The 12,892-nt window shown below is 31.2% G+C and carries 10 protein-coding genes; all 10 read right to left on the bottom strand.

All coding sequences use genetic code 11. From position 1 onward, the window contains the following. Positions 1-6: 6 nt before the first annotated feature. The gene (locus AC4BC3_RS12820) at positions 7-798 is read right to left on the bottom strand and encodes a serpin family protein (RefSeq protein ID WP_490467346.1); all 792 of its coding nucleotides are present in this window, start codon (positions 796-798) and stop codon (positions 7-9) included. A 14-nt stretch (positions 799-812) separates the two neighbouring features. After that, positions 813-1,124: a hypothetical protein gene (locus AC4BC3_RS12815; RefSeq protein WP_490467345.1), complete on the bottom strand. Its 312-nt coding sequence runs from the start codon at positions 1,122-1,124 to the stop codon at positions 813-815. Between the two features lie 18 nt (positions 1,125-1,142). Beyond that, complete coding sequence (locus AC4BC3_RS12810) at positions 1,143-3,284, bottom strand: glycosyltransferase (RefSeq protein ID WP_490467344.1); 2,142 nt, start codon at positions 3,282-3,284, stop codon at positions 1,143-1,145. A gap of 9 nt (positions 3,285-3,293) precedes the next feature. Next, complete coding sequence (locus AC4BC3_RS12805; RefSeq protein WP_490467343.1) at positions 3,294-5,468, bottom strand: CgeB family protein; 2,175 nt, start codon at positions 5,466-5,468, stop codon at positions 3,294-3,296. Further along, complete coding sequence (locus tag AC4BC3_RS12800; RefSeq protein ID WP_098040916.1) at positions 5,441-5,890, bottom strand: hypothetical protein; 450 nt, start codon at positions 5,888-5,890, stop codon at positions 5,441-5,443. The genes AC4BC3_RS12805 and AC4BC3_RS12800 overlap by 28 nt, the downstream gene beginning before the upstream one ends. Beyond that, complete coding sequence (locus AC4BC3_RS12795; RefSeq protein ID WP_490467342.1) at positions 5,891-7,126, bottom strand: glycosyltransferase; 1,236 nt, start codon at positions 7,124-7,126, stop codon at positions 5,891-5,893. Further along, positions 7,119-8,255, bottom strand: coding sequence for a glycosyltransferase family 4 protein (locus AC4BC3_RS12790; RefSeq protein WP_490467432.1), 1,137 nt, complete (start codon positions 8,253-8,255; stop codon positions 7,119-7,121). Before AC4BC3_RS12790 ends, AC4BC3_RS12795 begins: the two co-directional genes overlap by 8 nt. Positions 8,256-8,346: 91 nt before the next feature. Beyond that, positions 8,347-9,603, bottom strand: coding sequence for a nucleotide sugar dehydrogenase (locus tag AC4BC3_RS12785; protein WP_490467341.1), 1,257 nt, complete (start codon positions 9,601-9,603; stop codon positions 8,347-8,349). 28 nt (positions 9,604-9,631) lie between these two features. Continuing rightward, positions 9,632-10,111, bottom strand: a complete 480-nt coding sequence (locus tag AC4BC3_RS12780; RefSeq protein WP_490467340.1) for a DUF4352 domain-containing protein — start codon at positions 10,109-10,111, stop codon at positions 9,632-9,634. 111 nt (positions 10,112-10,222) lie between these two features. Further along, the gene (locus AC4BC3_RS12775) at positions 10,223-12,811 is read right to left on the bottom strand and encodes an immunoglobulin-like domain-containing protein (RefSeq protein WP_490467339.1); all 2,589 of its coding nucleotides are present in this window, start codon (positions 12,809-12,811) and stop codon (positions 10,223-10,225) included. Between the last annotated feature and the right edge of the window lie 81 nt (positions 12,812-12,892).

Below are 12,892 nucleotides of genomic sequence, written 5' to 3'. Positions count from 1 at the left end.
TTTGGGCTACTTCAAAATAAAACACTCTTCACTTATTTGATACGTTAACCGATTAGTACGTCTATCCTCCTCCTCAATTAAGTCCTCTAAAAAACTATAAATAAAATTAGTATACTGATTTACTAATCGAGTATGCTTTTCATCACTGCGGTTTAAATAAAGCTTACTGACAATATTTTTATCTTTTAAAAATTTTCTATATTCAAGTAAGTTATTGAATTGAATATCTTGGGAACCTGTGTAAAAATTAATGTTGGTTTGAGAGTAATCATTATATAAATCAGAAGAATAAAATAGATTATTTACTTTTTGTTCAAACTCTAAACTATTATGAAAAAAAAGACTTTTTTCATTTGGACAGAGTTTGTTAATAAAAGTAGCGACATTAATTTGTGGAACTAAGGAGAAGACATCCGTAATAAACGGATTGATTAAGCCGTATAGTAAGGCTCCTGTCCCCCCTTTACTAGAACCAAAACTAATCACTCTTTTATATTTATTTTTTTTAATAAACATTGTCAGTTGTTTATTAAATTCTTCATAAATAAATTTTCCTTCATCCATGATATACCAGCCATAAACACTAGAAAAATGATCCTTTACAAATAAATAATCAACTTTACTACATGTTTTCGCAAACTTAATCCAAGTATATTGTTCATGCATTTCACTAACTTCAGCTTGACTTATTTTGTTCAAATAAATATTGGGTATCGCTTCATTTAATGGTTTCGCAGCATTTTGGAAAACAATAACCAGTGTCTTTCTTCCATTTTGAAAATGTTTTCCGTGTAACATTTGCTTCTTCTCCTTTAAAAATCAATGACAGTCGTTTTTTGTACAGGTGAGCTCATCATAGTTTTAATTTCGTTTGTGGTATTATTTTTAACAAAAACCTTTACTCTATATTCACCATTATCTACTAACTTAATTTGATTAGTATCAAACGAGCTGTAATCTGAACGATATATAGCATCTGCTCTATCTTGCTGATATACATAAAAAGCAAAAGAATACCCTTTTTTTGATGTTGTTAGCTGACATTTTGTTTGTAAATACTGTTTAACTAAAAATACATCAACACTTTTAATTAAATCTTCTTTCGTTTCTTTTTTTTTACTCAAAATAGAAATCAATCCCTTTTATTTTCTTCTTTGGGTAATACTAGATCTCACCATATTTTCTATCTGCCTTGAAATTTTTTTCTTATCAAACTTATCAAAAGCTTCTTTCTTACGAGACTCCATAGCTTCTTCTGACCAATCGGCATGTTTAACTTTTTCAATTGCCGAACCTAAAGAATTTACAATATATTTCTCAAAATAGATTGTATTTGCTCCGGCCCAATTTCGAATAATAGGAATGGAGCCACTGGCTATTGCTTCTGAGACAGAAACATGTGACCCTTCATAGTCACTAGGAGAAAGGAGAAACCCAATTTTTTGCAACCATTCTGGTATATCGCTACCATGCCCATCAAATTGAACATTTTCCTTCCACGGTGCTGTTTCTATTCTATTCATCACTGATTCATAATAACTACGTTCACTTTTTCTAGCCATTAACCAAGCAACCTCTTCTGGTCTTTTCCCCTTAATAAACAGTTTATAACGATTGTCGGTTTCCCAAAGCGCCTCAAATAAATCTATAGCTATATCCAATCGTTTACGTGCTGGTAAAATCCCACATATTCCTAGATTGAATTTACTATCTTTGTTCTTTGGTAAATTTAGTTGATTAGCGTCAATCAAATTATCCACATAGTTTAATTTATATTTTGGAATTTCAAAAATACGATGAAACTCTTCTAACATATAGGGAGTGATTGCTATAAACTTATCTACTTTTTTAAAGTCTACCATTCTCAAAAATTTTAAATCTTTTTCTTGAAAATGAAGCCGTGCTATTAATGACTGATTATCTTTTTTATGGTTTGAATACCAAACTAAATTGCCTAATCCCCACTCACAAAAAATAACATCTGCCCATTCTACACATGCTTTACTGTGATTTACATCATGTTTTTCATGTGAACTAAATTGATCAATTTTTACTTCAAAACCTGCATTGTTTTCAAAGTGTTTAATAATCATGTTAGCAAATTTTAAATCATGTCCTGCAAAAACAATCTTTATAGGCTCTTTTTTAAATGACCAAATAAATTTACTTAATCGGTTATGTGCTGCCTGAAATGTATATTGAAGACTAGCATTATACATTTTTCGTGCTGCTTCGAAATATAAATCTTCATTTTGAAAAATATTTGTTACTTTGGCAATTACGTCTTCCTCTGAATCTACAAATAATGGATAATCTTTTCCAAGTAAATCTTCGTGCATTTTAGTTCTTCTAACTAAAGCCGGTTTCCCTAAGCGTCCGTATTCTAGTAATTTACTAGATAGTTCAACACTATTGTCATTGTCTAAAAACGCACTACGCCAACTAATTCCTATATCAGAATTTTCTATTATTTCTTGGCATTTTTCCCTAGAAACAGCCCCTACCCAATCAATTGATTCGGTTTCCTGTAGTGCTTTCTTTATTCGTAGCTGATTTTCTTTTTCTCTCAACGCATCTTGGAATTTATCACCAACAATTGTTGTCTTAATTCTATCGTCTAATAATGACAACTTTTTTGTTACTTTTATAATTTCCTCCGTATACCAATCTTCATGAAATTTACCACTATATACTAAACGATAATGCTTATTTCTAAAGTCTGGTTGTCCTACTGGATCCGGAATCATTGGGGTTAAAATGCGAATTTTTTCTCCTCCGACATTGATTAACTTTTGAAATGCACTTTTAGTTTCTTTGGTCTGTAAAAACATAAAATTAAAGTGATCATACACTTTTTTTAATTTTTCTCGTTCTTGCTTTGTGGAGCGTTCATCATGCTTAAAATCAGTTAAATAAGGAACTGTAATTTCTTTAAATTCTTTGTATTTCATAACTTCTGAGACTAAATCAAATCCTCTTATAATAACAAGATCATAACTTTTTTGTCTCTCTAACTTTCGCATGAAACTAACTGCTTCAATTACAGTTAGTCGTTCTGAACTATCACTATTCATTGCCTCTGATGCTGGGATGCAATGAATATTAGGGATATTTTTTACTGATTGTACTAAGTGTTTATTTTTTTCTTTAGCTTTTAACACTAAATCAATATTTACATTAGGATTTAGTGCTAGCATTTGTGCCATCGAAATTAGCCATACTGCTGAACCATCCATAAAATTTAGATCAATATCACCATATAACAAAATGTTCAAATTTCTCATGTTTCACCTCTATATTTCCACTTGCTTTCTACTGGTTGCTGTAACATTATTACAATCTTTTATAAAGTTATAACAATCGGAACTAAACATAATGCCACCATAACGTTTATATTCACTTAAACTTTCGTTATCTAAAAAACTTGAAAGCAATTGCTTAGCATCCTTACTGAAAGCATATCTGCTTTTAACTATTGAACTCTCTGGACGTAACTCATCCACATAGATATATTCTTGTCCGTCGTTGACTTTAACTAAATCTTCATTTTCATTCATACAATAATAGGTGTTTTTTCCAATAAAGTCAGCTTCTGTATAAATACTTGCTAACATTAAATCCTTTAGATAATTATATCCATAATAATTATCTAAATTAATAAACGCTAACCAATCTGTGGTAAACGCAGAACTAATTTCATCATAATTGTCCATATATGAAAGTAAATAAACGCTTATATCTTCTTCTTGATATACATTAAAGATATGATTTATATCTTTAATGTTGTTTTCTTCGTTAATTATCAAGACTAATTTTTTATTACTATAACTTTGAGATTTAAACAAAGCTATAGCTTTGTTTACGTCCTCTTCTGAATTTACAACGACCATTACTGTAACAGACTCTGGAGTAACAGCCACATCTATATCCATATTTTTTAAGATATACGATAATCTATGTTTATAGGTATGCTTTTCGTATACCTCTCTAATACCTAGTAATGATTTTCTATGATATGCTCTATCATTTTCAGAAATAAATTTTAGTTGTTTTCTTAGTCCATCTGCGTCTTCAGAGATCATTACAATATTATTAAATGTCTTCAAAATTCCCTCAGAATAACTACTCAAAATAGGGGTACCCGATGCTAAGCCCTCAAAAACTCTTCTTGAAAACATAGTTGGCGACTGTATAACACTATTGACATTTAACATAAACCGATATCCCTTATACGCTTTGTTAATGTCTTTATATGATAAACTCCCAATAATGTCTTCTGAGAATCTTTTTGGAAATCTGAATTCCTCTTCAGGACGTTCAAAATTACGATCGTAAATAACTAATCCATACTCTTGACAGATATCTAACATTTCATCCATAATTTTCCGTCGTTCTTCATGACGATTCGCATAATATGAACCTGCAAAACAAATTAAATCTTTTCGTGGTTCCTCCAGCTGGATTGGATTGTGTAACTTAGGATTAGCAGCAAATGGCAATGCAAAGACATTGTTATGATTAACATGCTTTTTATACTCACTCACCATATTTCTATCAGTGGTGTATATATAATCAAAATGCTTAGCAGTGTCGATAAATTTATTAAAATGAATAGGGTCTTCCTTATTCCAAAAAATAGTGGGGATACCATTTTGATTACACCACTTCAATAACTGAAATAGATTTTCCCGACTTACATTAGAATATTCTCCTATTTGATATTGCCATGTTCCATCGTTTCCATGCCATGCAGATTCAACAAATAAAAGGTGTGGCATATTATTTGTTAAAACAGTTTCCCAATTTTCTGGGGTAAATGTTATTAGTTCCACTTCATTTCTATAATTAGCCATTGTAAATGGATCAAAAATACACGCAATCTTTAACTCTTGAAATTTTGTTATTTGATTTGGATGTTTTTTTGCATTTTTAATTTCTTTTTTTCTATTAAACATTCTATCTAGCGTTACTTCTTTTATTCTCAAAATACCCTTACCACTAATTTTCATAGCTAATCGTAAATATTTAGTATCTTTATTCAATAAAATCTGTTCCTTTTGATTCAAATCTATAAGTGTTGTTTTTATTTTTTCAGTTACACTATATTCAATAATAGCTATTTTGGCTTTTAAACCTTCTGAAAATTCCGCTTGGATCTTAACACTCAAATTTTCATCGGGTAAAACTTCAATTTTATGATCTGGAAGACGATTAAATGCAACATTGCCTTCTAGAAAAGAAGCATAATTTGATCTATTATATGCATTCGCAAAGCAAAGTTCATCTTCTAAAATATATGCATGCAAGCCCTCATTTTTTACATACCACCAATTTTCGGCTTTACAGAATTCTTTTTGTGTAATTATTTGCGGGTAAATATCTGCAATTATTTCCTTTTGAAATGTATGCAGAGACTTATAGAAAAAATCGATTTGTTTTTTTAATGTATTTTCTTTAATAGATTCCAATACTTTCCAGTCCATTTCATTGTTTTTGTATTCATCATTTTCGTATATCTTTCCGTAATAATTTCCAGCTCTGTTTCTCTATCCAATAACTGTTTGGTTAGTTTGTCATTTTCACGTTCGATAGTGTCAACATCATTATAAAATGACTTAAGCCAAGTCTTCTGATTCTCAATCAGTCCATAAGAACGCTGTTTATAATCAATTAATTCTGATTGTAATTGTTTAACTTTTTCATTGAGTTGAATAGTTAATTCCTTATTTTCATATTTTGTTTCTATTTCCAACAGCAAATTATTTTTGTCATTGTTTAGTATTTTTACTTGTTCTTTCAAATAAGAAAGTTCTTTTTTTAATTCCTTATTTTCTGATCGCAAAGATATTTCTCTATCAATATATTGTTGAATATCTTCTTGGTCTTCCATCTACATCTCCTCCTTATATAATGCTTCATAAATTTTTAATAAATTTACTTTTTCTAATTCCCAATTGTATTTCATTCTAGCTTTAAGAGAATTTTCTTTTAACTGTGCCCATAATTGCGTATCCTCTACTAAAAGATTTACTCCATTAGCGATAGAAGTATAATCTGATGAATCCACAACTATTCCGGTACCTTCACCATCAATAATTTTTTTTATCTCTGGAAAATCACAACCAACAACTGGAACTCCAGCCATCATATATTCAAACAGCTTATTAGAAGCAGCTGAAAAATGATTGTAGCAAGTATTATTCAATAACTGAAAACCTATATATGCATTTCTGGTATACAGATGTAATAATTCCATTGGTACTTTATCAATAAATTTGATTCTATTCTCTAATTTATTTTTATGTGTCTCTTGTATTAAGTACTCTTTAAGTTTTCCATCACCTATGAAAACAACCGTACCCTTGTTAATAAAAGGGACAGCCTGTATTAATTGTTCCAACCCACGACCTTGTTGCAATCCCCCTTGATAGATCAAGAGTAATTCACTTTCGGGTAAATCTAATAGTTTGTGCATATTTATTTTCTTTTCATCTTGTCTTAAATACGGATAATTATAAAGTACTTGGGGTCGAAAACCATACAAATTTTCTATGTATTCCGCACGAGTATGATTTTCATGAATAACACAATTTGGAATGTGGATTAAAGATTTTTCCAGAAACGCGTATATCCATGAGTCATACCCTGAACGACTAGTATTAACTTCATGTGAATCAAAAATAAGCTTCTTCCCTTTGAGTTTTGCACAGATAGTTGCTTGAATTAAAGTATTTAGATCATTTGCATGATAGATATCTGTTTTTAATTTCAAACCCCAAAATAGCATTTTTGATAATAAGATTATTCTTCGTGTTATTATATTTATTTTTGAAATTTTAAGTAGGGCGCATACTACGAGAAATAAAATAGCTATTCTATAATTCCACATTAACAAATATATAGATGCACAAATAAATAGACATTTGAACATAAAACTGGTTCCAAAGTTGCGATGAGATACTCTATATATTTTAAACATTTCCTTACGATCTTCTATACTATCAGTTTTTCCTAATGCAATTAAATTAACTTGATAGCCAGCTTGTTCTAATGCTGTACACTCTCTCAATACACGAGAATCATTATAAAAATCATTCCATACGAACATTGTCACTTTTTTAGTCATCGAGATTTTTCAATACCTTTCCTAATAAATTTTGATTACTATCCCAATCAAAATGTTTCTGAGCGTATATCCTAGAGTTTTCTCCATAATATCTTCTAACATCTGAATGATAAATCAATCCTTCTATTGATTTTACCCAGCCATCAATTCCATCATCTAAATTCAAAACAATGCCCGCATCTGCTTCTTCAATTATTTTTCTTGAATATCCATATGTCAAAGCAATTATAGGTAATCCCGCTCCCATATAGTCAATAAGCTTTCCGGGTATAACTGTATGAAAAGCTGACTGATTTTCTAACCCTATATATGCAATATCCGATTCTTTCATTCTTTCGAGTACCTTTGCTCTGGGTTCTGGTTGTAAGATTTCTATATTTGTTAAGTTTCTTTTTTTTACAGTATCAATAATATCTTGGTTATAAATGCCATAACCCATTAAGATAAATGTAACTAGATTATTATCTTTAAATGCGTTAGCTAGTTCTAAAAAAACACTTAGATCTTGAGCAATCCCTAAATTACCTGCATAAATAATTTGAATGGTTTCTTTATTTTCATATTTTTTATCATAGTTAAATTCTTTAGTAGTTAAAGAGTTTGGTATAAATACAATTTCTTTATCTGGACCAATAATTTCTCGTATATATGGAATAAACGCTTCGCTATTTACAATAATACTATTAGAAGATTGATAAATTTTTTTTTCAAGCGGATAAGAAATATACTGAAGTATCAAAGAAGAAATACTTTTTATGGCCTTTAATGTTTCCGGCCATAAATCTCTAACATCTAAAATTAATTTAGCTTTAAATTTATGCTTTGCATAAATTCCTAATAGCGGAATAGATAAGGGAGGGCTGCTTACAAAAATAAAATCATACTTTTCTTTACTCAAATCGTTATGGATACCTCTAAATAATTTAATAAATACTTCTAAATATAGAAATAATCTCAACATTAAAAAATGTTTATAGGATTTTTTTTTTGTACTAACACGTATTACTTTAATATTCTCATTTACGTTACTCTGCCAATCTTTTTTATTTCTATACAATTCGGAATTTGGATACTGAGGTTCTGTAGTTAAGACCGTGACATCATAATCAGAACTGAAATATTTACTAATAAATGAAAGTCGATTAGCAGCGCTTCCTATCTCTGGGGAAAAATTTTGAGTAATTAAAAGTACTCTTTTTATTACAAGCAGCTCCTTTCTACTAAATTTGAGAAATATTTCCTAAGGTATAATAATTTTCATAATCAATACATTGATTTGCAATATTTTTAGCATCAATAACAATTGCATTTTTTGTTGTATTGAAATTTTCTGGAACCAAATTTTTAAATTCATCATGATCTACCAGTATCAGAACTAAACTAGCATCTTTTAATGCAGCCTCAAGATTATTTTCAACAATATCACTTTGCACATGTGGATCATACGCAACTACATCGTAATTTTTAGGGGAATTTTTCAACGTGTTATAAACTTCAAGTGCAGGACTTTCTCGGATATCGTCGATATTGCCTTTGTAAGTAAGTCCCATAACAACTACCTTATTTCCTGTAGCTTTTTCTAAAACATGGTTACTTTTTTCAACAATAAAATTCGGCATACTCGTATTAATTTCTCTAGAAATTTGAATTAATGGTGACACGTCAGGCACTTGTGCAGCAATGAAATAAGGATCTACAGCTAAACAATGTCCTCCTACTCCGGGTCCAGGGGTATGAAGATTAACACGTGGATGTTTGTTAGCTAATTCTATTACTTCAAGCGCGTTAATTTCTAATGAGTCACAAATTTTTACTAATTCATTAGCCAATGCGATATTGACGTCTCTATATGTGTTTTCCATTAATTTGGATAATTCTGCGACTGATGCAGATGTTCCCAAAAGTTCTCCCTTAACAAATTGTCCATATATATATTTACCTTTTTCAGTACAGTTTGGTGTAATGCCTCCAATAATTCTATTATTAAAAACAAGTTCCTCAAGCACTTTTCCTGGCAAAACTCTCTCTGGACAATGAACTAAAAAGACATCTTCTCCAGGGGTAAATCCAGCACCTTCAATCATTGGTTGAATTTTGTCTGACATACTTCTAGGTGCTATAGTAGATTCAATAATTACAGTACTTCCATTTTTTAAAACAGGTAAAATCATTTTTACTGCAGATTGAACATATGACAAATCACATGATTTCAATTCATCATTCTTATTAGGTGTAGGAACTGAAATAATATATACATCTGCTGGTTGAACTTCATTGCTAACACTAAAGTTACCTTTTTCTATTGCTTGTTCTAGCGCAGCTTGTAGACCTGGTTCCTCAATGTGCACTTTTCCTTCTGTTAGTTGCTTTAATACTTCACTATTTGTATCATAGCCAATAACTTGTTGGTCATGATTTGCAAACATAACGGCTGTAGGTAATCCAATATACCCAAGACCTAATACTGATATTTTCACAATTTAAACCTTCCTTTTCTAATAAGAATTATTCAGGTGAAGGAATTTCAATTTCCCACTCCGCTAATACTTTATCTGCTGGTTTATAGACTAATTTAGCTTTTGTTAGTTTTTCTGGAATTACAAAAGTTAAGTTTTTCTTTAATTCCTTGCCAGAATCTACTGGTTCACCGAAATTATTTGAATTTGCATCTACCGTGTATTCTTTCCCATCACCCTCTAAATAAAAATCAATTGAACCAATATCTTTTCCTTCTAAACCGTTATTTTCAATATCCATTGTTAAAATAACTTTTTTATTATTATCTTCCTTTTTTGCCACCTTTACTTCAGAAACATTTAAAAGTAAATTATCTGCATCTTGAAGTGTAAATGATTGTGTAGTTTCTGAAGAATTACTTGAAGAATTGCTCTTAGTCTCTTCTTTTGAACACCCTGTAAGTAAAACTAAACTTAAGCTTAATCCTAAGACAAGTACACTAGCGGCTTTCCAATATCTTTTTTTCAATTAAATATCCTCCTTTTTAATTTTGCCCTTGTTAAAAAAACAAGGGCAAAACTAAAATTATGCTTAAAAACTATCATTTATTTACAATAAATAACCAAACTTTTTGCTTGATTAAACTAATTTAACGTTCACTCTATTTAGTTCGTTTCTTTGGTTATCATAGGCAACCATTACAACAGTATCATTTTTAGACTCAATTGCTGGTCTAGCATAATAGTCATAAGTTCCGTCACTGTTGACTGCTTTTTGTGATACTTCCAAACCATTAACAAACATTTTTACTACGGCAACATCTCCAGTTGTTTTACCATGGATGTACGCGTCTTTACCACCAACTTCATACTCATTAGCAGTAATTGTTCCTTGTTTTGGTTTTTCCATTTCTTTAAGATTTACATTTGCGCGATCCAATTCTTTTCCATCTGGACCGTATGCAACAACTGTAACTTTATCGTTTATTGAAGTAATATTGCTACCCACATAGTATTGGTATGGGCTACTTGTTGCAGGAATTGTTGTTAGTTCTTTACCGTTAACAATGACGCTAATTCTACTTACATCGCCAGTATACGTACCTTTGACATAACCATCTTGTTTAACTGTGAAATCATTAGCAGTAATTGTTCCTACATAACTTGGCGCTTCTTTATCTTTAAGATTTACATTTGCGCGATCCAATTCTTTTCCATTTGGACCGTATGCAACAACTGTAACGCTATCGTTTACTGAAGTAATTTTGCTACCCACATAGTATTGATAAGGACTACCTGTTGCACTAATTTTCGCTTGTTCTTTCCCATTAATAATGACACTGATTGTACTTACATCGCCAGTATACGTACCTTTAACATAGCCATCTTGTTTAACTGTGAAATCATTAGCAGTAATTGTTCCTACATAACTTGGTGCTTCTTTATCTTTAAGATTTACATTTGCGCGATCCAATTCTTTTCCATCTGGGCCGTATGCAACAACTGTAACTTTATCGTTTACTGAAGTAATTTTGCTACCCACATAGTATTGGTATGGACTACCTGTTGCAGTAATTTTCGCTTGTTCTTTCCCATTAATAATGACACTGATTGAACTTACATCGCCAGTATACGTACCTTTGATATAACCATCTTGTTTAACTGTGAAATCATTAGCAGTAATTGTTCCTACATAACTTGGTGCTTCTTTATCTTTAAGATTTACATTTGCGCGATCCAATTCTTTTCCATTTGGACCGTATGCAACAACTGTAACGCTATCGTTTACTGAAGTAATTTTGTTACCAACATAGTACTGGTATGGACTACCTGTTGCCTTAATTTCCGCTTGTTCTTTCCCATTAATAAAGACCTTGATTGTAGTTACGTCGCCAGTATACGTACCTTTGATATAACCGTCTTGTTTAATTGTGAAATCATTCGCAGTAATTGTTCCTTCATAACTGTTAGTGCTGTCATCGATAACAGTTACATAAATTGTTTTAGTTACTGTTTTACCATCAGCTGTTACTTCATACGTTACAGAATAGAATCCTTCTTTACTTGTATCTACATTATTTGCTATTACTTTAATGTTTGAAGTAATATCATTGTTGTCTTTGTCTGTTGCTGTTACACCTTCTAAAGGATCAAATGGATCATTTACATGAAGTTCTTTGTCTGATGCATTGATTACTACTTCATTTTCTTCTCCAGAATTAAAGATATCATTCATATCATCAAGTAATAAATTAAGAATTCTAATTTCATTTCTTAGAAAATGAGTTGTAATAAATGTTCCAATCCAAACTTCAGCGTTTCTTTGTTTTGTAATAGCTGCTTTAACATCTTCAACTGATTGTTTTGCCGCTGCCAAATCATATTCTGTATCGCCATTATTCACATTTGCTCTAGCAATATTCAAATATCTTACAAAGCTCTCGTAGTCAGAATCGATAATACCTCTCTGTGGTAAAAATAATGCTTGATTAGCTTTTTGTTGAGAATTTCTAAAATTATTTCTATCTGCATCTGTCAAAGTAGGTACTACAGAAATCAATCCCGTTTTATGACCACCTTGGTTGAGCATATATTTATGATTTGTTCCTAAATCTTGTTGGAATCCAGCAGGATTGATCCATGTCTGTGCTGAATAATCTCTCCACAAATCACGAAGCTCCCCAGCGCGTACCTCAATGCTATCGATTAATTTTAGTACTGCAGCTGCATCCTCTTGTTTTAATGATGCGCCTTCATTCGTCGCATCACTCACTCGTGAAGCTTCCACTTCTGTATTGCTTGTACTTTCTTCAGTTACTTCATCAGATTGTGAAGATTCCACTTCTGTATTGCTTGTACTTTCTTCAGTCGCTTCATCAGATTGTGAAGATTCCACTTCTGTATTGCTTGTACTTTCTTCAGTCGCTTCATCAGATTGTGAGGATTCCACTGTACTTTCTTCAGTCGCTTCATCAGATTGTGAAGATTCCACTGTACTTTCTTCAGTCGCTTCATTAGCTTGTGAAGATTCTACTACTTCTGTGTTGCTTGTAATTTTATTAGTCACATCATTAGCTTGTGAAGATTTTACTACTTCTGTGTTGCTTTTATTGTTCTCTTCCGCAAGCACAGTTGTCGGTACTACTGATAAAGATTGGAACAACATTACTGTCGTTGCCCCCAATGTTACGCACTTTTTAAACTTATCCATATATTTGATAATTAACATCTCCTTTTTTTTACAAATAATATAAGGGACATAGACTTATGTATCGATACCTATAACGTTACTCACTTTGCACAAAAGATA

The organism is Enterococcus sp. AAFC-DPL-6103 (assembly GCF_058216595.1).
The sequence above is the reverse complement of the archived record's forward strand: the minus strand, read 5'-3'. Positions and strand labels throughout refer to the sequence as shown.